Genomic DNA, 19,513 nt, shown 5'->3' with positions numbered 1-19,513 from the left:
GGGGCTGTGCAGCCGGAGCCATTCACCAATGAGAACGGATGACGTCTGGAAATAATTAGTCAGCGGGCGGGAGCGCCAACAGGGCTGGGGTGTGGCGGCGTGTCGCAGTTCTCAGAACGCACCTTTGTGGCGCATTACTTCTCTTTCTCAATTGACAATCATTATCATTCAACATAATTTGTCGCTCGATGTGTAGGACGGCCCCTCCCCCAGCCGTCCCACTAACCTATTGGCAGCAAGGTGATTTCCATGACGGAACAAGTATCCACAAGCAGGTGCGATTCACCGCTACTTCAGGCCTTTGTCGACAATCGACTGATTCTGGTCAAAATCGCCGCCCGCATTACCGGGTGCCGGTCGCGTGCCGAAGACGTGGTGCAGGATGCGTTTTTCCGACTGCAATCGGCGCCACCGATCACGTCCTCGATCAAGGCTCAACTGAGTTATCTGTTCCAGATCGTGCGCAACCTCGCCATTGATCACTACCGCAAACAAGCGCTGGAGCAGAAGTATTCGGGCCCCGAAGAGGAAGGGTTGAATGTGGTCATTCAGGGCGCTTCGCCAGAAACCTCACACATCAACTTCTCGACCCTGGAACACATTGCCGACGCGCTGACCGAGCTGCCCAGCCGCACCCGTTATGCGTTCGAGATGTACCGCCTGCACGGTGTGCCGCAAAAGGACATCGCCAAGGAACTCGGCGTCTCGCCGACCCTGGTCAACTTCATGATTCGTGATGCCCTGGTGCACTGCCGCAAGGTGTCGGGCAGTCGTGGGGATGCGGCATCGTTGGGTCGTCGCTAAGCCCGGCTCGCGGCCAAAAAAGATCGCAGCCTTCGACAGCTCCTGCAGAGGAATACGTTTCATGCAGGAACTGCCGAAGGCTGCGATCTTTTGCTTTTACGCCAACGTGCACCGATCAAAAAACCGCTCGCGCCCCAGCAGCATCAGCGCCGCGCGTTTGTGCGGAAAGTCGAATTCCTTCTCGCAGTGGAAGCACTGGTTCTGCATATGCCCGATCATCTTCGCGTTGTCGGCACGCGGCTCGGCCACCACGCGTTGCGTGCGCGGATCATCGAGAAACAGGTAATGCACCAGCGCCGATAGCCAACTCGCCACCTTGTGCGGCCCGCGATGCTCCTCCTCCCCCACCAGCATATGAATGCCGCGGTCGTAATTATCGGCGTCGTAGAACGGCGCGATGCGATCCTCTTTCGCCCAATACGCCTCGAAATAGGCAAACGGCTGATCGTCGAAACAACCGATCAGCGTCAGGGTGTGTGGATCGGTTTCGAGTTTGCTCAGGTACTCGCGGTGCTGCTCGATGCTGCCCTCTTCCTGCCAGAAACGGGCGACCCGCGGGCTGTTCTGCCAGCGATGGAAGCGTGGCAAATCCTCTTCGATTTCCAGCGAACGCAGGGAAATCCACGCGCCAAGACGCGCATCGAAACGCCGATAGACTTCACCGCGCGGCTTCACCGGGCGCAGCGGATGGCGCCTGCCCTGGCTGATGACCATGTGCTGCGGATAGCTGCCAGCCAGTGAAGTGCCCAGCCACGGTTGCGGCAATTGCCAGAACAGCGTGCGCTGGCAGCGGTACTCGCCAGCTACCTCGGTGCTCACCAGCAAACCGCTGCGCAAGGCGTCGGTCGGCGGTTGATCCAGTTGCCAGGTCAATTGCTGACACGCGGGATCGCGGGCGAACAACCAGTAACAGGCTGCCCACAGCGCTTGCCCCACAGGCAGCGCATAACGCTCATCGAGCTGGATCGGTCCCTTGCCATCACGTTCGAGGCGCAGACGAATCAGCGGCTGTCCGTCCAGGCTCAGGCTCAGACGGCTTTCAGTGGCATCGGCTGCGAGGTGACGGCCCGAAGGCAACGCCAGGGCAGTCAGGTCATTCAGATTGGGCATGGGTCGGGCTCACGATATTCGTCGACAGTTCAACGATGGGACGTGAGCCGAGAGTGGAAATTTAGGCCAGCAGGACAATCAGTGATGGGGTACCGGCACTACCGCGATCTTGTACGGCTCGAAAATTTTCAGCATTTCGCCATTGTCGCGCAGGCCTTTGAGCAACTTGCCGAACGCTTCACCGGTGATCGGTGCGGTCGGGCGAAGAATGGCGTAGTGGTGGTAAACCTGATCGATACGCTGCGAGACCAGCAACGCCTCGCGCACCTTTTCATTGCGCAGCAGGTAATCGAACAGATAGGAACGGGTCACCAATGCGATATCGGCGCGGCCGCGCAGAACCATCAACAGGTTGCTGTCGTGGGAATAGGTCAGTGTGGCGTTGTAGTTCTGGGCGAGATACTTCGGGTCGGCATTGAAGTTGGCGAATTCATAGTGATAACCGCTGAACAGCGCCAGACGCTTGCCCGACAGATCGGCGAAATAGTTTTGCTGGCGACCGTCCTCCCGTTGCGCGACGAAAATCTCCGCGTCCTCAAGGCCCATGTCGACGTCCGAGTGGGGAATGTCCTTCCAGCCCCACTCCGGGTTCTCGAAGATCGCCATGTCAATCCGGCCTTGTTTGAAATCACCGAACCGTCGGGGAATCGAGGTCGGCACGAGGACAAACTGATAGTCGCTCTGCAACCGATTCAACGCCTCGACCAGTTGCGGCAACAGGCCGGTGTCGGCCCCGTTTTCCGGGCGAATGGTGTAAGGCGGAAAATGCGCTGCACCCACCCGAACCAATTGCGCTGCCTGCGCGGGCAAAACCCATAATGCAGCCAGCGCTGCGAGCATCAGCCCAGCGGCCGTCCGAACTGGCGAAGACTTCAAAACACCCCACTCCCCGAAAAAATACCGATCAATGCATTCAAGCTAGGCGGTTTCGCCCAGTTAGCCAGTTTCCCGGCCCGATAGAAAGTGGCTCAACGCTCTTCGAGCACCAGAATCAATGCCTCGTCAGCCAGTTGATCGAGGCTCAAACTGCCGCCGGCACGGAACCAGGTGGTGGTCCAGGACAACGCGCCAGTGAGGAAACGTCGGGTAATAAATACATCGCCGCGAATAAACCCGACGTCCTTGGCCTCACCCAGCACCTCTAACCAGATCGCTTCGTAAATATCGCGCAACGCGAGGACTTTGGCCTGGCCCTCCTCGGACAACGAACGCCATTCGTACACCAGCACCGCCATGGCTTCACCGCTGCCGCCCATGATCGATTGCAATTCGCAGCGAATCAGCGCCAACACGCGTTCACGCACATTGCTCGCTTCGGCCAGCGCCGCTCGCATCAACGCCGTGTTGTAGTGAATGGTTTCTTCCATCACCGCACGGAGGATTTCGTCCTTGCTCTTGAAGTGATGAAAAATGCTGCCCGACTGGATACCGACCGCGCCGGCCAGATCGCGCACTGTGGTGCGCTCATAGCCTTTGTTGCGAAACAGGTGAGCCGCCACTTGCAGCAATTTGCCGCGGGCGCTGTCCGGGTCGGTCAACTGGCCTTGATCGACCAATTCGCGCATGACCCTCAGGGCTTTTTGCTCGTCCACCCGTTCTCTCCTACAGTCGATCAGTCTGTTGCCCCCTGAAACCACAGGGTTGCGCGCAATTTAAGCCGCCGACGACGACCAAGCAAGCGCTTGGGCAGAAGATATTTCAGCTGTTTACAAACCAAGCGCTTGCTTGGTAGCCTCCAGACACTTCTGTCGCAGGTTTCTGAGTCGGAGATAAAAATGCCCACCACCGTCCGCATCGGATGCGCCAGCGCATTCTGGGGAGACACCTCCACCGCCGCCGCGCAGCTTGTAGGCGGTGGACGCCTGGATTATCTGGTGTTTGATTACCTCGCCGAGATCACGATGTCGATCATGGCGGGCGCTCGCATGAAGGATCCGCAAGCGGGTTTTGCCGGTGACTTCATCGAAGTCCTCACGCCACTGCTGTCACAACTAGCGAAGCAGAAAATCCGCGTGATCAGCAATGCCGGCGGCATCAACCCGCAAGCCTGCGCCGCCGCTCTGCAAGCCGCCTGCGACAAGACCGGGGTCGCGCTGAAAATCGCCGTATTACTTGGCGATGACCTGCAACCGCAGTTCAAACAACTCGGCGGCGTCAGTGAAATGTTCAGTGGTGCGCCGTTGCCGCCGATGTGTGTGTCGACCAACGCCTACCTCGGCGCACCGGGGATTGTCGAAGCGCTGCGACTGGGTGCCGACATCGTCATCACCGGGCGAGTGGTCGACAGTGCGGTGGTCAGCGCGGCCCTCGTGCATGAGTTCGGCTGGTCGTGGCATGACTACGACAAACTTGCCCAGGCCGCCCTGGCCGGGCACATCATCGAATGCGGCGCGCAATGCACCGGCGGTAACTTCACCGACTGGCGCGACGTGCCGGATTACGAGCACATCGGTTTCCCGATCGTCGAGGTAAGTAGCGACGGCCAGTTCATCGTCAGCAAACCCGAAGGTTCCGGTGGACTGGTCACGCCGCTCACCGTTGGCGAGCAGATGCTTTATGAAATCGGCGACCCGCAGGCGTATCTGTTGCCCGATGTGGTCTGTGACTTCACACAGGTCAAACTCCAGCAACAAGGCAAAAACGCCGTGCATGTGCACGGCGCCAAAGGTCTGCCACCGAGCGACAAGTACAAGGTCAGCGCCACCTACCCGGACGGTTTTCGCTGCACCGCCAGTTGCCTGATCGCCGGTATCGACGCGGTGGAGAAGGCCCGGCGCGTCAGTCAGGCGATCATCGACAAGACATCCGGGATGTTCAGCCAGCGCGGCTGGGGGCCCTACGGCGAAACCGATATCGAACTGCTCGGCAGCGAAGCCACCTATGGCCCCCACGGGCGGCGCCGCGACAGCCGCGAAGTGGTGATCAAGATCGCCGTGCGCCATGCGGACAAACAGGCCTTGGTCCTGTTTTCCCGGGAAATCGCCCAGGCGGCCACCGGCATGGCGCCGGGACTGACCGGCATTGTCGGCGGCCGGCCGACGGTATATCCGGTGATCCGCCTGTTCTCGTTCCTGATCGATAAAAGTGTCTGCAACCTCGAAGTCGATATCGCAGGCGAACGGCATCCCTGCGCCCTGCCGGCGCCCATGCCACTCGACAGCCAGGCGCTGCCAGCGCCCGACCAGCCACCCAGGCCTCAAGGCCGGGCCGACGCCAGTGTGCCGCTGGTGAAACTGGCCGTGGCGCGCTCCGGTGACAAGGGCAACCACAGCAACATCGGCGTCATGCCGCGTAAACCCGACTACCTGCCGTGGATCGCCGAGGCGCTGACCCCGGCCGTCATCGTCGACTGGATGAGCCACGTGCTCGATCCGATCCATGGCCGCGTCGAGCGCTGGTACCTGCCCGGCACCCACAGCCTGAATTTCCTCCTGGAAAACGCCCTCGGCGGCGGCGGCGTGGCCAGCCTGCGCATCGACCCGCAAGGCAAAGCCTTCGCCCAGCAACTGCTGGAAATCCAGATACCGGTGCCGCAGAGCATCGCCGAACAGTTCGACTAGAGGATGGTGTGCATGGCTTACGCGTCGGTTTTCAGAAACGATCTGTTCAGCGGCCAGACCCTCATCGTCACCGGTGGTGGCAGCGGCATCGGGCGTTGTACCGCGCATGAACTGGCGGCGCTCGGCGCCAATGTGCTGCTGGTCGGGCGCAAACCGGAAAAGCTCGAAAAAGTCGCCGCCGAAATCGCCGAAGACGGCGGCCGTGTGCACTGGAAAGCCTGCGACATCCGTGACGAAGAAGCGGTGAAACAACGGGTCCGCGAACTGATCGCCGAACACGGGCCGATTCATGGACTGGTCAACAATGCCGGCGGCCAGTACCCCTCCCCCCTGGCCTCGATCAATCAGAAAGGTTTTGAAACCGTACTGCGCACCAATCTGGTCGGCGGCTTCCTGATGGCCCGGGAAGTGTTCAACCAGTCGATGAGCAAGCACGGTGGCAACATCGTCAACATGCTCGCCGACATGTGGGGTGGCATGCCCGGCATGGGCCACTCCGGCGCGGCGCGTTCGGGCATGGACAACTTCACCAAGACTGCCGCCGTCGAGTGGGGTTACGCCGGGGTCAGGGTCAACGCAGTGGCACCGGGCTGGATCGCTTCCAGCGGCATGGACACCTACGAAGGCGCCTTCAAAGCGGTGATCCCGACCTTGCGCGAACACGTGCCGCTCAAGCGCATCGGCACCGAATCGGAAGTCAGTGCGGCGATTGTGTTCCTGCTCAGCCCGGCGGCGGCGTTCATCAGTGGCAGCACCTTGAAAATCGACGGTGCCGCCAGCCTCGGCAGCCGTGCGTGGCCGTTGCACAAGGCGACCCACAGCGAATCATTCAACGGGTTCCACCGGGCGTACTTGCCCGACGTGCTCAAGGATAAGGAATAAACCATGGCGCAGATCCAGTCCCGACTCGATCCGCACAGCGAAGACTTCGCCCGCAACCGCGCGGCGATGCTCGCAGCCATCGAGCACGTCCAGCAACTCGAACAGAACCTGTTGAACAAAGCCGCCGAAGCCAAGGCGAAATTCGACAAGCGCGGGCAATTGCTACCCCGCGAACGCCTGAACCTGTTGCTCGACCCCGGCGCACCGTTCCTCGAACTGGCGAGCCTGGCCGGCTACAAACTGCACGACGACAAGGACGGCAGCGCCGCCGGTGGCGGCTTAATTGCCGGTATCGGCTACGTCTGCGGCGTGCGCGCGATGGTGGTGGCGAACAACAGTGCGATCAAGGGCGGCACCATTTCGCCGAGCGGCCTGAAAAAGTCCCTGCGCCTGCAGCAGATCGCCCAGGAAAACAAACTGCCTTTGATCACCCTTGCCGAAAGCGGCGGCGCCAACCTTAATTACGCCGCAGAAATTTTCGTCGAAGGCGCACGCAGCTTCGCCAATCAGGCGCGCATGTCGGCAATGGGTTTGCCGCAGATTACCGTGGTGCACGGTTCGGCCACGGCGGGTGGTGCCTATCAGCCGGGGCTGTCGGATTACGTCGTGGTGGTGCGCGGCAAGGCCAAGCTGTTTCTCGCCGGGCCACCGCTGCTCAAAGCCGCGACCGGAGAAGTGGCCACCGATGAGGAACTGGGCGGCGCGGAGATGCACGCACAAATTGCCGGCACTGCCGAATACTTGGCCGAGAACGACGCCGACGGCGTGCGTCAGGTGCGTGAAATCCTCCGTATGTTGCCGTGGAACGAGCAACTGCCGTGGCTGCCGGAGCCGCAATACAAGGAACCGCTGTACCCCATCGAGGAGTTGCTCGGACTGATTCCGGACGATGCGAAAAAGCCGTATGACGTGCGCGAAATCATTGCGCGGATCGCCGACGAATCGGACTTCCTCGAATTCAAGGGCGAGTACGACCAGCAAACCCTTTGCGGCCAGTTGAAGATCCAGGGCCGCGCCTGCGGCTTCATCGGCAACAACGGCCCGATCACGCCCAATGGCGCGAGCAAGGCCGCGCAGTTCATTCAGTTGTGCGACCAGAGCCAAACGCCGCTGCTGTTTTTCCACAACACCACCGGGTTCATGGTCGGCACCGAATCCGAACAGCAAGGCGTGATCAAGCACGGTTCGAAACTGATTCAGGCAGTGGCCAATGCGCGGGTGCCTAAACTGACGATTGTCGTCGGCGGCTCCTACGGCGCGGGCAACTATGCGATGTGCGGGCGCGGTCTCGATCCACGCTTCATCTTCGCCTGGCCGAACAGCCGCACGGCGGTGATGGGCGGCGCGCAGGCCGGTAAAGTCCTGCGCATCGTCACTGAAGCCAAACAGCTCAAGGATGGCCTGACGCCAGACCCGAAGATGCTCGACATGCTCGAGCAGGTCACTGCGCAGAAACTCGACAGCCAGTCCACCGCACTCTACGGCAGCGCCAACCTGTGGGACGACGGCCTGATCGATCCGCGCGACACCCGCACCCTGCTCGGCTACCTGCTGGACATCTGCCACGAGGCCGACATTCGCACGCTGCAACCCAACAGCTTCGGCGTCAGCCGCTTCTGACTGCCACGGATCCCAAGGAGAACAATAAAAATGATCTTCACCCCGGAACACGAAGCCCTGCGCCGCACCGTTCGCCAGTTCGTCGAACACGAGATCAATCCGCACGTCGACGAGTGGGAAAAGGCCGGACGCTTTCCGATCCACGAGATTTTCCGCAAGGCGGGCGACCTCGGTCTGCTGGGGATTTCCAAACCGGAAAAGTTCGGCGGCATGGGCCTGGATTACAGCTACTCGATTGTCGCCGCCGAAGAGTTCGGCACCGTTCATTGCGGCGGCATACCGATGTCGATCGGCGTGCAGACCGACATGTGCACCCCGGCGCTGGCCCGCTTCGGCTCTGATGAACTGCGTGAAGAGTTCCTGCGGCCGGCGATTACCGGCGAGCAGGTCGGCTGCATCGGCGTCTCGGAAGTCGGCGCCGGCTCCGATGTCGCCGGGCTGAAAACCAGCGCGCGCAAGGACGGCGACGACTATGTGATCAACGGCAGCAAGATGTGGATCACCAACTCGCCGAGCGCCGATTTCATCTGCCTGCTGGCCAACACCTCGGACGACAAGCCGCACATCAACAAGTCACTGATCATGGTGCCGATGAACACGCCGGGGATCAGCCTCAGTTCGCACCTGGACAAACTCGGCATGCGCAGTTCGGAAACCGCCCAGGTGTTTTTCGATAACGTTCGCGTGCCGCAGCGCAACCGCATCGGCCACGAAGGCGCCGGCTTCATGATGCAGATGCTGCAGTTTCAGGAAGAACGCCTGTTCGGTGCGGCGAACATGATCAAGGGCCTGGAATATTGCGTCGACAGCACCATCGAGTACTGCAAGGAGCGCAAGACCTTCGGCAACGCACTGATCGACAATCAGGTGATCCACTTCCGCCTTGCCGAGTTGCAGACTGAAATCGAATGCCTGCGCGCGCTGGTCTATCAGGCTACCGAGCAGTATGTGAGGGGCCAGGACGTCACGCGTCTGGCGTCGATGGCCAAGCTCAAGGCCGGACGCCTCGGCCGCGAAGTCAGCGACAGCTGCCTGCAATATTGGGGCGGCATGGGCTTCATGTGGGACAACCCGGTAGCCCGCGCCTATCGCGATGTGCGGCTGGTGTCGATTGGCGGCGGCGCCGACGAAATCATGCTCGGGATCATCTGCAAACTGATGGGCATCCTGCCAGGGAAAAAGAAATGAGCCCCCTGCCCACTTGCCAGACCCTGCTGCTCGAAGAGCATGGCGGCGTGTTGCACATCACCCTCAATCGCCCGGACAGCCGCAATGCGATGAGCCTGCAGATGGTTGCGGAACTGCGTGCGGTGTTGGCGGCTGTGCGGGATGACCGCCGTGTTCGCGCTCTGGTGCTCAGTGGCGCCAGTGGGCATTTTTGTGCCGGCGGCGATATCAAGGACATGGCCAACGCCCGCGCTCAGGGCACCGAGGCTTACCGCGATCTGAATCGCGCGTTCGGCGCCCTGCTGGAAGAAGCACAGCACGCACCGCAAGTGCTGATCACTGTGTTGCAAGGTGCGGTGCTTGGCGGCGGTTTCGGGCTGGCCTGTGTCAGCGATATCGCGATTGCCGATCACCAGGCGCAATTCGGCCTGCCGGAAACCAGCCTCGGTCTGCTGCCGGCGCAGATTGCCCCGTTCGTGGTGCAACGCATCGGCCTCACCGAAACCCGCCGACTGGCACTGACCGCGGCGCGCTTCGACGGCCATCAGGCACGACGCCTGGGGCTGGTGCACTTTGTCGAGCAGGACCCGCAGGCGCTGGCCGAGCGCCTCGATGAGGTTCTGCAGCATGTGTTGTGTTGCGCACCGGAGGCGAACGCCATGACCAAGAAGTTACTGCTGGCCAGCGCCGGGCAACCGTCGAGTGAATTGCTGGATGAGGCGGCGCAGTGGTTCAGCGAGGCGGTAACCGGGGCCGAAGGGATCGAGGGCACCATGGCCTTTGTGCAAAAGCGTAAACCCGGGTGGGCCCTTTAAAAGCATCGCAAGCAGGCTGACTACTACAAGGGGTTTTGTGTCACTCACACAATCTGTAGCAGTGAACCTGCTCGCGATGAGGCCAACACATTCACCGCCACAACTTCAGGAACAAGACTATGCCCGCCATCCACAAAATCCTGATCGCCAACCGCGGTGAAATCGCCTGCCGCATCCAGCGCACTGCCCAGGCTCTGGGCTATCGCACGGTCGCCGTGTTCAGCGACGCCGACGCCGATGCTCTGCACGTGCAGATGGCCGACCAGGCAGTGAACATCGGCCCGGCACCGGTGCAGCAGTCCTACCTGAACATCCCGGCGATCCTCGACGCCGCGCGCCGTAGCGGCGCCGACGCGATCCATCCCGGCTACGGCTTCCTCTCGGAAAATGCCGGGTTCGCCCGGGCCTGCGCAGAGGCTGGCCTGACCTTTATCGGCCCGAGTGCCGAGGCCATCGAGCTGATGGGCAGCAAGCGCCTGTCGAAAATCGCCATGCTCGGCGCCGGCGTGCCGTGCATCGCCGGTTACCAGGGCGCCGCGCAGGACGATGCCACTTTACTGCGCGAAGCCGAACACATCGGCTATCCACTGATGATCAAGGCCAGTGCCGGCGGTGGTGGTCGCGGCATGCGCCTGGTGCACAGCGCAACCGATTTGCCGGCGCAACTGCGCACCGCCCGCTCGGAAGCGATGAGCGCGTTCGGCAGTGACGAGTTGATCCTCGAACAGGCGCTGATCGAACCGCGGCACGTCGAAGTGCAAGTGTTCGGCGATCAGCATGGCCAGCTCATCTACCTCGGCGAACGTGACTGCTCGGTCCAGCGCCGCCATCAGAAAGTCATCGAAGAAGCACCGTGCCCGGTGATGACCGCCGAGCTGCGTCAGGCCATGGGTGAAGCGGCGCTCAAGGGTGGACGCGCTGTCAACTATGTCGGCGCCGGCACCGTGGAGTTTCTGCTCGACGCACGCGGGCAGTTTTACTTTCTGGAGATGAATACCCGGCTGCAGGTGGAGCATCCGGTGACCGAACTGATCACCGGGCTGGACCTGGTCGCCTGGCAGCTACTGGTCGCCGAAGGGCAACCACTGCCGCTGACGCAGGACCAGGTCGTACTCGACGGCCATGCCATGGAGGTGCGCCTCTATGCCGAAGATCCGGCGCAGGATTTCCTGCCGCAGACCGGTCGCGTCACCGCGTGGGAACCGGCGCTGCAACCCGGCACCCGCATCGATCATGGCCTGTACGAAGGCCAGTCGATCAGCCCGTTCTACGACCCGATGCTCGGCAAACTGATCGCCCACGGCGCGACCCGCGACGAAGCCCGGCGCAAACTGTTGCGGGCGGTACAGGACAGCGTGTTGCTGGGTGTGCAAAGCAATCAGCGGTTGCTGGCCAGCCTGCTGCAGCACCCGCAGTTCATCCGTGGCGAATTCAGCACGGCGTTCATCCCTGAGTACTTCAGCGATCACCCCAGCCTGCATCGCTACGTGCCGAGTGCCGAGCAACTGGCAATGGCCGCCGTCCTGTTTTACCAGGCCGCCGCCCAAGGGCATCGCACCTCATTGAAAGGCTGGCGCAACAACGCCAGTGTGCCGCTGCACTATCGCCTTGGCCTCGACGACCAGGACTGGACGCTGCAGCTGCATGCCGGGCGCGATGGCTGTTTTCAGGTACAGGTGCTTGAGCGCACATTCGAACTGAAACTCATCGACTGCAATGCACGTTCAGTGACCCTGGAAATCGATGGCCTGCAGCAACGCCATGCTTTTCGCCAGGCGGCCGATCAACTGTGGCTGTTCGTCCATCCCGGCAGTCTGCATCTGGAGGATCGAACTCACGCCATCATCAGCAGTCAGATCAGCGTCAGTTCCGGCACCCTCAAGGCACCGATGGACGGCGCCATCGTCGACGTCCTGGTCAGCGAAGGCAGCGCGGTCAGCAAAGGTCAGCTGCTGGTGGTGCTGGAGGCAATGAAAATGGAGCATCCGCTCAAGGCCGGCATCGACGGCGTGCTCAAGCGGGTGCAGGTCAAGGTTGGCGATCAGGTAAAAAATCGTCAGGTTCTGTTGCAGGTCGAGTAGTCGCCCAGACACAAACGCCGGGTTTGACTACGCTCTGATGAATCAGGACGCGGAAATCAGGAACCCTGCGATGCCACACTGGCTGGTCATAGATCTGGAAGCCACCACCGATGAGGGGGGCTGGCCGGTCACCGAGATGGAAATTATCGAGATCGGCGCAACACTCGTCGATCGCGCCGGACGCGAGCAGGATCACTTTCAGCGCTTCGTCAAACCGACTCGGCGGCCCTTGCTGACGCCGTTTTGCCGTGAACTGACGCACATCACCCAGGCCAATATTGACGCTGCGCAGCCGTTAAGCGAAGTCTGGCCGGCGTTCGAACGCTGGCTCGCCCAGCATCAGGCGCGGCTCGAAGGCTGGGCCAGTTGGGGCGATTACGACCGAAAGCAATTGCTGCAAGAGTGGCAGCGCCTGCAACTCGACAGCGGTTTGAGCCGGGTGCCGCACATGAACCTCAAGCAGCGCTTTGCCAAGGCGCGACGCCTGGAGCGGCCACTGGGCCTCAATGGTGCATTGCAACTGGCCGGCTTGCAGTTCAGTGGCCAACAGCATCGCGCCCTGGAAGATGCGCGCAACACTGCGCGGTTGCTGCCGCTGGTCTTGCCACTCTAGGGTCAATTCGAGAACTCACTGGACAGTCGCCAGGCAGGTGACGGCGCCAGAAGCCTTGTGCATACTGGCCGCCTCCATTTTTTAGCCCTTTTTCGAGGAATCGCCCATGTTTAAAGTCAACGAGTACTTCGACGGCACCGTCAAGTCGATCGCCTTTGGCACTGCTGAAGGTCCGGCGACCATCGGCGTCATGGCCCCGGGCGAATACGAATTCGGCACCAGCCAGCGCGAAATCATGCACGTCGTTTCCGGCGCTCTGACGGTCAAACTGCCGGACAGCAACGACTGGGAAACCTTCGCCGCCGGCAGCCAGTTCAACGTTCCGGCCAACAGCAAGTTCCAGCTGAAAGTCGCCGTCGACACCGCTTACCTGTGCGAATACCGCGGCTGACACCGCGGTTTTTCCCGGCGCAAAAAAATGCCCGTGTCCAAGGACACGGGCATTTTCATTTGAGGGCCGGTTACTCGAGGATTTCCACCGGCATTCCGACTTGCAACTGACCCTTGCTGTCGTTGACCAGATTCTGCCCGAACATTGCGCCGTCGGCCTGGGCACGGTATTTCTGCAAGGTCGCCAGCGGTTCGCGATCGGCACTGCGCTCGCCGGTCTGCGGATCGATGGTGGTCAGAATGCACCGCGAGCACGGCTTCACGACCCGGAACTCAACATCACCGATACGGATCCGCTTCCAGCCATCCTCGGCGAACGCCTCGCTGCCCTCGATCACCAGATTCGGTCGGAAACGCAGCATCTCCAGCGGCCGCCCAACCTTTTGTACCAGGTCCTGTAACGACGCCTCACCGATCAGCAACAACGGGAAGCCGTCGGCAAACGCAACCTGGTCGTCCTCATGGCCATAACCGGATTGAGTCATGCGAGCGCGACTCAGTGGCACCTGCACCAGCCGCGTGGGTTTGCCAATGAACTCGCTGACCCAGCGGGCCGCTTCGTCGCCGGCATCCGGAACGCGCAAGGTATCGCGCCAGATGGTCACGCCGCGCAGGTCGGAATCAGCCTCAGGCAATGGCACCTCCAGCGCTGCGTGCCCGGGAGCGCTCAGGGTCAAACCGCCCTGCGCATTCCACAGCGCCGCCAGCTGGCTCATTTTCGCTTCGGCGCGCTGGGTCAGGAACCGTCCGCTGGCCTCGTCCACCAGCATCCAGCGGCGGTCACCTTCAAGGCCCAGTTTGTCCAGGCCAATCGATTGCAGAACCTCGGGCTTGCCGGATTTCAACGGGTAACGATAAAGCGCGCTCAGACGCAGCATGGCCAGCTCCCTGGTGGCTAAAGAAAGCCACCCTATACGAGCTTTATCTGCGAATCAAAGCCTGAGTCCGGGCACTGCACGACAACGCAGGCGCAGCGTCGCTTCACTCGACAGCGCCTACGGATGCCGTGGGGTAGTGTGATCAGGCCGGCACTTCATCCAGCATCAAACGCTGGCGCACTACATCGACCAGTTTGTCCGGCTGGAATTTGGAGAGGAAGTTGTCACAGCCGACCTTCTTCACCATCGAGTCGTTGAAACTGCCCGACAGCGACGTGTGCAGCACCACGTACAGCCCACGCAGGCGCGGGTCGTTACGGATCTCGGTGGTCAGGCGATAGCCGTCCATTTCCGGCATTTCCGCGTCGGTGAAGACCATCAGCAATTTGTCGGTCATGCTCACGCCGGTGTCAGCCCAGGCCTTGAGCATGTTCAGCGCCTTCAGACCGTCGCTGGCAATGTGCATTTTCACCCCGAGCTGGCCGAGGGTGTCGCGCAATTGCGAGAGCGCCACGTTGGAGTCGTCCACCAGCAGCACTTCACGGCCACGGGCGCGCTCCAGCACCGGATCATCGAGTTTGTCGCGGGACACCTTGGCGTTGTACGGGACGATTTCGGCGAGCACTTTCTCGACGTCGATGATTTCCACCAGTTGATCGTCGACCTTGCTGATGGCCGTCAGGTAATGCTGGCGGCCGGCGCTGGTCGGCGGTGGCAGGATCGCTTCCCAGTTCATGTTGACGATGCGGTCCACGCCACCGACCAGGAACGCCTGCACCGAACGGTTGTACTCGGTCACGATAATCGTGCTGTTCGGCCCGGGCACCAACGGACGCATGCCGATCGCCTGGGACAGGTCGATCACCGGCAAGGTCTGCCCGCGCAGATTGACCACACCGCACACGAACGGGTGACGTTGTGGCATCAAGGTCAGTTTCGGCAGTTGCAGGACTTCCTGCACCTTGAACACGTTGATTGCGAACAATTGGCGTCCGGCCAGTCGAAACATGAGAATTTCCAGGCGATTCTCACCCACCAGTTGCGTGCGTTGGTCTACCGTGTCGAGAATGCCGGCCATCAATGACTCCTGGGCTTGTTCTGTTGAATTCACTAAGAAGGGTTATCGGCGGTAAATAACGAATCTTGATTCCCGCAAAATTCGCCATCAAAATGCCACAGCCGGGCATTGATGTCACATTAACATCATGCTTTACTGGCTCTCGTGATTTCATCTGCTACAGTCCTGACGGCGCGACCTCGGTTCGCACGTTAGGTTCCCGCGCCTAAGGGATTCCCCTAGTCACAATCAGGCCCAACCTGATGTTCGCAATATCCAATAGCCATTAATGTGACGCCATTCTCATTGCATGAACGGAGTCAGGCTATTGTGTGCGATCGCAGGTCAGTGGAAACACATCCTCTCGAAACCCCGGATCTGTGCACCTGCGCAGTGGGGCGCGATCTCGCGACGGTGCATGATCGTCGGCACACACGGCATTCCCTCATCAGACATGACGTTGTGGAGATAAGCATGCCTATCGACCGTAAAGAGTGGACCCAGCGGTTCCCCGAATTTCTCGTCGAGGCCGAAACGCTCCTGGCCAAGTCCGAAGAATGCCTCAGTCACCTGCAACTGATCAGCAATGACAAGGACGCCATCGACTGCATGCTCAGCACGCTGCTCAAACTCGCGAGCCGGGCCCAGGCCCTGGCGCTTGAGGCGGTGTCCGAGTTTTCCCTGAATATCCACGATCTGCTCATTCAGGCCCAGGATCAGATCGACCTGCACGAACAGGCGCTGCAAGCCTTGCAGGACTGCCTGACCTTGATGGCCTGGCAGCTTGAGCTGGTCGATCCGAGCACCGGCCAGTTGAGCCTCGATGAAAGCGAACAGGCTTCGCTGATCGAGGCATTTGCTTTCCAGGTCGGCCAGACCCGGTTCCAGCCAGCCATGACGGGCAAACGTTTGGCGCCCCTTTCCTGGTCGGAGCGACAGGCCTGACCGGCGCGAGTACACACTGAGCTGCTCAGTGAGACTGCCATGCCACATGTCGCAAATGAATAGTTCATACCTGCCAGCGACATAACGAATTAAATAATTGCGCCTGACCGAGACGGATCTTTTCCGGCGACCTCAGGGTTTTCCTGTGTGCAGCTAAAGCCATCAACTTGCGCTGCCGGCGATATCCACGCAAGACAATTAAACGGGGTTTCCATAATGGAACTCGCGTCCAACACGGCGTATTTCCTGACTCATTGGACATATATAGCAAACGCGACCAACGGTATCTTAAGTGGTATTATGCCGCCCATTAGTTGCTTTCAATTAATGGCACAGTGACTTCAGTGATCGACAATCATGCAAAGTTTGCCGTCAACTTTCGCTTACTGATCCGCGTTGAAACCAATAACATTATTGACAGTATTTCCAGACAGAGATCCGCCCGCGACCGGTCGATCTACCCGCAGCGAACATCCATTGGCTCCATCCGTTATGTACGCCAGCCTCAAGTCAATCATCACATGGCCACCTTCCCGGGAAAACGCCCGCCGGTTCACACTCATACTGTGTATCGCGGCAGCGCTTGGCAGTCTGCTGACCTATGGTTTTTCCGCGCCCGTTCACGTCGGGCTGCTGCTGCTCAATTTCGCCGCGACCGCGTGTGTCTGGGTGCAATATCGACTGTCGCGCAAATCGATCAAGTTCCAGCCACAGGAACTCGCCGACCGCTTGCTGGAAGTTCAGGAAAACGAGCGTCACCGACTCAGTCGCGAACTGCACGACGATATCGGTCAATTGCTGACGGCCGCCAAGCTGCAGAGTGAGTGGCTGAAAAGGCGAATACCGGAAGATCTGCAGGAACACTGCACAACCCTGTGCGACACCCTGGAAGAAACGCTGAACAAAGTGCGCGATGTTTCGGCCATTCTCAATCCACGACAGTTGACCAGTCTCGGTCTTGAAGCCAGCCTGCGTGCGCACTTGCTCAAGACCATGGCCAACACCAACGTGCACTGGAGCCTTGATTGCCAGCAGCGGCTCAATGGCATTCCGGAAGAAATGGCGGTCGCCGCCTTTCGAATCACCCAGGAAGCGGTCACCAATATTCTGCGTCACGCCCAGGCGAAAAACCTGCTGATTCGTGTACAACGGTTGCCGCAAGGCCTGACGTTGCTGATCAGCGATGACGGTCAGGGGTTCGCCCCGGCTGTCGATCCCGGGCGAGAAGGACAACGCGGCATGGCCGGGATGACCGAACGGATCGAGCAACTGGGTGGCACCCTGAGCGTCAGCAGTGAGCCTGGCAAAGGCACTCGAATCGAAGCACTCTTCCCCTGGGCGCCGCGGGCACTCGAGCGGGCCAGTACGAATAAGGTTATGCGTTGACTTGCAACTTACTTCTGGTGGATGACCACTCGCTGATCAGGGCCGGCGTGCGCGCTCTGGTGCTGGATATTCCCGGTTACGCGGTGATTGGCGAAGCCAATGACGGCTCGCAGTTGCTCGAAATGGTCGAGCAACTGAATCCCGATATCGTGTTGCTGGATATCTCCATGAAAGAAACCGGCGGCCTGGAAGCCCTGCAACGGCTCAAACGCGTGCGCCCGCAGAGCAAAGTGCTGATCCTGTCGATGCACACCGACCCCGCCCTGATCATGCAGGCGCTGGAGTCCGGCGCCCACGGCTACCTGCTCAAGGACACCACGGCCACCGAACTCGAACACGCGCTGGAAGCGTTGCGCAACAACGAACGCTACCTGAGTCCGGCCATCGCCCACACGGTGATCAACCAGGCACTGACCCGCAATCAGAAGCAGGCGCCGGAAACCAGCGACTCGCACAACCTGACCGCCAGACAGCTGGAAATATTGCGCCTGATCGTGCGTGGAAAATCCACGCGGGAAATCGCCAACGGCCTGGGTTTGAGCATCAAGACGGTGGAAACCCACCGCTCGCAGATCATGAAGCGCCTGCAGATCTACGACGTGGCGGGCCTGGTGCTGTTCGCCGTACGTGAACAGATCATCAGTCTGGACGACTGACCGCAGGCACGCCGCTCAACAGCGGCGAGTGCTCCGGCAAATGCACGCGCAACGCTGCCGGTCGCGCCTCGAACCGCATGCTGTCGCCCTCCAGCGGCTCGCCATCGAGATTGATGTACAGCCCTTCGGCCACTTTGATTTCGACCCACGGCAAACGGGTCCGGACAAACATATTGTCGATCCCGAAACCGTCGCTGAGCAGGTTTTTCAAGGTGCCCACCAGCTCCTGCGGCGCCGGCAGGATGCTGATGTCCAGCAAGCCGTCGTCGACCAGCGCCTGGGGACACAACACGTGCCCGCCACCCGCCTGGCGACCATTGCCGATCCCCAGGGCCAGCAACTCGCCACTCCAGTGAAAGTCGGGGCCCTGCAATTCGCCGTACGCGGCATGCAACTCACTGAAACGCGACAGACCGGTAAACAGATAAGCCGCGCCGCCCAGCACCTTTTTCAGATCCTCCGAGGTATTGGCCGTCACCTGGCTGCCGAAACCGCCAGTGGCCATATTGAGAAAAATCTGCCCGCCTACTTCACCCAGATCAATATCCCTGGGCGGCACATCCAGCAGTTCAAGCGCCTCGGCCGGCTCCAGCGGAATACCCGCTGCGCGTGAAAAGTCGTTGGCAGTGCCCAGCGGCAGCAGAACCAGGCTGGCCTTGCCCGGATGCGCCGCCAAGGCCTCGGCGATGTCGCGCAAAGTGCCGTCGCCGCCACCGGCAATAATCGTCCTGTAGCCGTCCGCCAGCGCCTGCTCGACCCATCGCTGGGCGTCGCCCGCTTCCCAGGTCAGACGTACCGCCAGTTCCCAGCCTTGTTGGCGCTTTTGCTCGACGGCGGTACGGACCGCCTCGTTCAACGCTTGCTTGCCATGAAGAATCAACAGCGCCCGGCGCTCACTCATAGCGTCACTCCCTGAAATGAATCGGTTGAAACATCTTGACCACTCAGACACGCAAAAAAGCCACAGGCACCGCAATTAATTCGCCCATCGGAGCACCGCGTCCTACACAGCGGTATTTTTTCGTACAAAACATACGGAATCGGCTTAATTGACCCACCTCGACCAATGCTTCAACGTGCGCAGGCTGTATCAATTTTCAATTCAACACCACACGGATGTGCATTTAATGAGTGGATACACCCCCAATACCTCCTGGCGTTCGAGCGCCGGAAGCGTCAGCAAGCGTACCGTTGAAACTGCCGGTGGTTTTTCCCATGGGAAGCCTTGAGGCGAGAATACCGGTGTGTTCGGTGCCCGGTCTGGAAGAACAACACGCGAACATCAAATCCGGTTTTGGGCAAAACACCAGAACCGCTGGAGAAGTGAATATGGAACCTCGTGTGACCGAGCTGGAAACCCACCTGAAATACATTCGGCGGGACATGGACGAGGTTCGCGGTGACGTCAAAACGATCAAGCACCGATTGGCCTACTCGGCAGGAGCAACCGCTGTTGTGCTGGCGCTGCTGGGCTGGGTAGCCAATAGCCGGTTCGACCAGCTCGTAACCTTGATCAGCCATTGAGCGGGCCAATCGTGGCAGGCTTCGC

At 60.5% G+C, this 19,513-nt stretch carries 19 protein-coding genes; 13 read left to right on the top strand and 6 right to left on the bottom strand.

The annotated features are described in order from the left end of the window. The first annotated feature begins 249 nt into the window (after positions 1-249). The gene (locus PseuLF5_RS16360) at positions 250-804 is read left to right on the top strand and encodes an RNA polymerase factor sigma-70 (protein WP_123466439.1); all 555 of its coding nucleotides are present in this window, start codon (positions 250-252) and stop codon (positions 802-804) included. Positions 805-900: 96 nt separating this feature from the next. On the opposite strand, the gene PseuLF5_RS16355 is transcribed toward PseuLF5_RS16360, so the two are convergent. The 3 genes from PseuLF5_RS16355 to PseuLF5_RS16345 all read right to left on the bottom strand — a co-directional run bounded on the left by PseuLF5_RS16355 (position 901) and on the right by PseuLF5_RS16345 (position 3,506). After that, entirely contained in the window at positions 901-1,914 is a 1,014-nt protein-coding gene (locus tag PseuLF5_RS16355) for a GNAT family N-acetyltransferase (RefSeq protein WP_123466441.1), read from the bottom strand. A 78-nt stretch (positions 1,915-1,992) separates the two neighbouring features. Next, a complete protein-coding gene (locus PseuLF5_RS16350; protein WP_222832372.1) occupies positions 1,993-2,790 on the bottom strand; it encodes a substrate-binding periplasmic protein in 798 nt (265 codons plus the stop codon). Between the two features lie 92 nt (positions 2,791-2,882). Beyond that, complete coding sequence (locus PseuLF5_RS16345) at positions 2,883-3,506, bottom strand: TetR/AcrR family transcriptional regulator (protein ID WP_340134015.1); 624 nt, start codon at positions 3,504-3,506, stop codon at positions 2,883-2,885. Positions 3,507-3,689: 183 nt separating this feature from the next. Here PseuLF5_RS16345 and PseuLF5_RS16340 point away from each other — a divergent pair, with 183 nt between their 5' ends. The 8 genes from PseuLF5_RS16340 (at position 3,690) to ppnP (ending at position 13,043) form a co-directional block, all read left to right on the top strand. After that, a complete protein-coding gene (locus PseuLF5_RS16340) occupies positions 3,690-5,474 on the top strand; it encodes an acyclic terpene utilization AtuA family protein (RefSeq protein WP_340134014.1) in 1,785 nt (594 codons plus the stop codon). A gap of 12 nt (positions 5,475-5,486) precedes the next feature. Next, positions 5,487-6,356 carry an SDR family oxidoreductase gene (locus PseuLF5_RS16335; protein WP_123466451.1) on the top strand — a complete coding sequence of 290 codons (870 nt, stop codon included), beginning with the start codon at positions 5,487-5,489 and terminating at the stop codon, positions 6,354-6,356. Positions 6,357-6,359: 3 nt separating this feature from the next. Beyond that, the gene (gene atuC, locus PseuLF5_RS16330; RefSeq protein ID WP_186746419.1) at positions 6,360-7,976 is read left to right on the top strand and encodes a geranyl-CoA carboxylase subunit beta; all 1,617 of its coding nucleotides are present in this window, start codon (positions 6,360-6,362) and stop codon (positions 7,974-7,976) included. A gap of 30 nt (positions 7,977-8,006) precedes the next feature. Further along, a complete protein-coding gene (gene atuD, locus PseuLF5_RS16325) occupies positions 8,007-9,164 on the top strand; it encodes a citronellyl-CoA dehydrogenase (RefSeq protein ID WP_123466456.1) in 1,158 nt (385 codons plus the stop codon). Continuing rightward, positions 9,161-9,958 (top strand): enoyl-CoA hydratase/isomerase family protein, encoded by a 798-nt coding sequence (locus PseuLF5_RS16320; protein ID WP_340134013.1) that lies wholly within the window; start codon positions 9,161-9,163, stop codon positions 9,956-9,958. The genes atuD and PseuLF5_RS16320 overlap by 4 nt, the downstream gene beginning before the upstream one ends. 119 nt (positions 9,959-10,077) lie before the next feature. Next, a complete protein-coding gene (locus tag PseuLF5_RS16315) occupies positions 10,078-12,039 on the top strand; it encodes an acetyl/propionyl/methylcrotonyl-CoA carboxylase subunit alpha (protein WP_340134012.1) in 1,962 nt (653 codons plus the stop codon). A gap of 70 nt (positions 12,040-12,109) precedes the next feature. Further along, the gene (locus tag PseuLF5_RS16310; RefSeq protein ID WP_128615830.1) at positions 12,110-12,652 is read left to right on the top strand and encodes an exonuclease domain-containing protein; all 543 of its coding nucleotides are present in this window, start codon (positions 12,110-12,112) and stop codon (positions 12,650-12,652) included. 106 nt (positions 12,653-12,758) lie between these two features. Continuing rightward, positions 12,759-13,043, top strand: a complete 285-nt coding sequence (gene ppnP, locus PseuLF5_RS16305; RefSeq protein ID WP_007973461.1) for a pyrimidine/purine nucleoside phosphorylase — start codon at positions 12,759-12,761, stop codon at positions 13,041-13,043. A 70-nt stretch (positions 13,044-13,113) separates the two neighbouring features. Here the strand turns inward: ppnP and PseuLF5_RS16300 are convergent, their stop codons facing one another. Together PseuLF5_RS16300 and PseuLF5_RS16295 are read right to left on the bottom strand one after the other, a co-directional pair. Beyond that, on the bottom strand, positions 13,114-13,920 hold the full coding sequence (locus PseuLF5_RS16300) for an MOSC domain-containing protein (protein ID WP_336347393.1): 807 nt from the start codon (positions 13,918-13,920) through the stop codon (positions 13,114-13,116). 142 nt (positions 13,921-14,062) lie between these two features. Further along, positions 14,063-14,998 carry a chemotaxis protein CheV gene (locus PseuLF5_RS16295; protein ID WP_123466466.1) on the bottom strand — a complete coding sequence of 312 codons (936 nt, stop codon included), beginning with the start codon at positions 14,996-14,998 and terminating at the stop codon, positions 14,063-14,065. Positions 14,999-15,451: 453 nt separating this feature from the next. Between PseuLF5_RS16295 and PseuLF5_RS16290 the strand changes: the two genes are divergently transcribed. From PseuLF5_RS16290 to PseuLF5_RS16280, 3 genes are all read left to right on the top strand, one after another. After that, on the top strand, positions 15,452-15,922 hold the full coding sequence (locus tag PseuLF5_RS16290; RefSeq protein WP_123466468.1) for a hypothetical protein: 471 nt from the start codon (positions 15,452-15,454) through the stop codon (positions 15,920-15,922). A gap of 492 nt (positions 15,923-16,414) precedes the next feature. Continuing rightward, a complete protein-coding gene (locus PseuLF5_RS16285) occupies positions 16,415-17,308 on the top strand; it encodes a sensor histidine kinase (RefSeq protein ID WP_340134048.1) in 894 nt (297 codons plus the stop codon). Next, positions 17,305-17,964, top strand: a complete 660-nt coding sequence (locus tag PseuLF5_RS16280; protein WP_123466472.1) for a response regulator — start codon at positions 17,305-17,307, stop codon at positions 17,962-17,964. Before PseuLF5_RS16285 ends, PseuLF5_RS16280 begins: the two co-directional genes overlap by 4 nt. Here the strand turns inward: PseuLF5_RS16280 and yegS are convergent. Further along, positions 17,948-18,865 (bottom strand): lipid kinase YegS, encoded by a 918-nt coding sequence (gene yegS / locus PseuLF5_RS16275; RefSeq protein ID WP_340134011.1) that lies wholly within the window; start codon positions 18,863-18,865, stop codon positions 17,948-17,950. The genes PseuLF5_RS16280 and yegS overlap by 17 nt on opposite strands. Positions 18,866-19,179: 314 nt before the next feature. On the opposite strand from yegS, the gene PseuLF5_RS16270 reads away from it, so the two are divergent. Beyond that, positions 19,180-19,488 carry a hypothetical protein gene (locus PseuLF5_RS16270; protein ID WP_259741330.1) on the top strand — a complete coding sequence of 103 codons (309 nt, stop codon included), beginning with the start codon at positions 19,180-19,182 and terminating at the stop codon, positions 19,486-19,488. The last annotated feature ends 25 nt before the right edge of the window (positions 19,489-19,513 follow it).

This window comes from Pseudomonas sp. LF-5 (genome assembly GCF_037626295.1).
GTDB lineage: Bacteria > Pseudomonadota > Gammaproteobacteria > Pseudomonadales > Pseudomonadaceae > Aquipseudomonas > Aquipseudomonas monsensis.
The sequence above is the reverse complement of the archived record's forward strand: the minus strand, read 5'-3'. Positions and strand labels throughout refer to the sequence as shown.

What these genes read in the sequence shown, in the direction of transcription:
- PseuLF5_RS16360 (WP_123466439.1), top strand. Translation starts at nt 250, where the DNA reads ATGACGGAACAAGTATCCACAAGCAGGTGCGATTCACCGCTACTTCAG.
- PseuLF5_RS16355 (WP_123466441.1), bottom strand. Translation starts at nt 1,914, where the DNA reads ATGCCCAATCTGAATGACCTGACTGCCCTGGCGTTGCCTTCGGGCCGT.
- PseuLF5_RS16340 (WP_340134014.1), top strand. Translation starts at nt 3,690, where the DNA reads ATGCCCACCACCGTCCGCATCGGATGCGCCAGCGCATTCTGGGGAGAC.
- PseuLF5_RS16335 (WP_123466451.1), top strand. Translation starts at nt 5,487, where the DNA reads ATGGCTTACGCGTCGGTTTTCAGAAACGATCTGTTCAGCGGCCAGACC.
- atuC (WP_186746419.1), top strand. Translation starts at nt 6,360, where the DNA reads ATGGCGCAGATCCAGTCCCGACTCGATCCGCACAGCGAAGACTTCGCC.
- atuD (WP_123466456.1), top strand. Translation starts at nt 8,007, where the DNA reads ATGATCTTCACCCCGGAACACGAAGCCCTGCGCCGCACCGTTCGCCAG.
- PseuLF5_RS16320 (WP_340134013.1), top strand. Translation starts at nt 9,161, where the DNA reads ATGAGCCCCCTGCCCACTTGCCAGACCCTGCTGCTCGAAGAGCATGGC.
- PseuLF5_RS16315 (WP_340134012.1), top strand. Translation starts at nt 10,078, where the DNA reads ATGCCCGCCATCCACAAAATCCTGATCGCCAACCGCGGTGAAATCGCC.
- PseuLF5_RS16310 (WP_128615830.1), top strand. Translation starts at nt 12,110, where the DNA reads ATGCCACACTGGCTGGTCATAGATCTGGAAGCCACCACCGATGAGGGG.
- ppnP (WP_007973461.1), top strand. Translation starts at nt 12,759, where the DNA reads ATGTTTAAAGTCAACGAGTACTTCGACGGCACCGTCAAGTCGATCGCC.
- PseuLF5_RS16300 (WP_336347393.1), bottom strand. Translation starts at nt 13,920, where the DNA reads ATGCTGCGTCTGAGCGCGCTTTATCGTTACCCGTTGAAATCCGGCAAG.
- PseuLF5_RS16295 (WP_123466466.1), bottom strand. Translation starts at nt 14,998, where the DNA reads ATGGCCGGCATTCTCGACACGGTAGACCAACGCACGCAACTGGTGGGT.
- PseuLF5_RS16290 (WP_123466468.1), top strand. Translation starts at nt 15,452, where the DNA reads ATGCCTATCGACCGTAAAGAGTGGACCCAGCGGTTCCCCGAATTTCTC.
- PseuLF5_RS16285 (WP_340134048.1), top strand. Translation starts at nt 16,415, where the DNA reads ATGTACGCCAGCCTCAAGTCAATCATCACATGGCCACCTTCCCGGGAA.
- yegS (WP_340134011.1), bottom strand. Translation starts at nt 18,865, where the DNA reads ATGAGTGAGCGCCGGGCGCTGTTGATTCTTCATGGCAAGCAAGCGTTG.
- PseuLF5_RS16270 (WP_259741330.1), top strand. Translation starts at nt 19,180, where the DNA reads ATGGGAAGCCTTGAGGCGAGAATACCGGTGTGTTCGGTGCCCGGTCTG.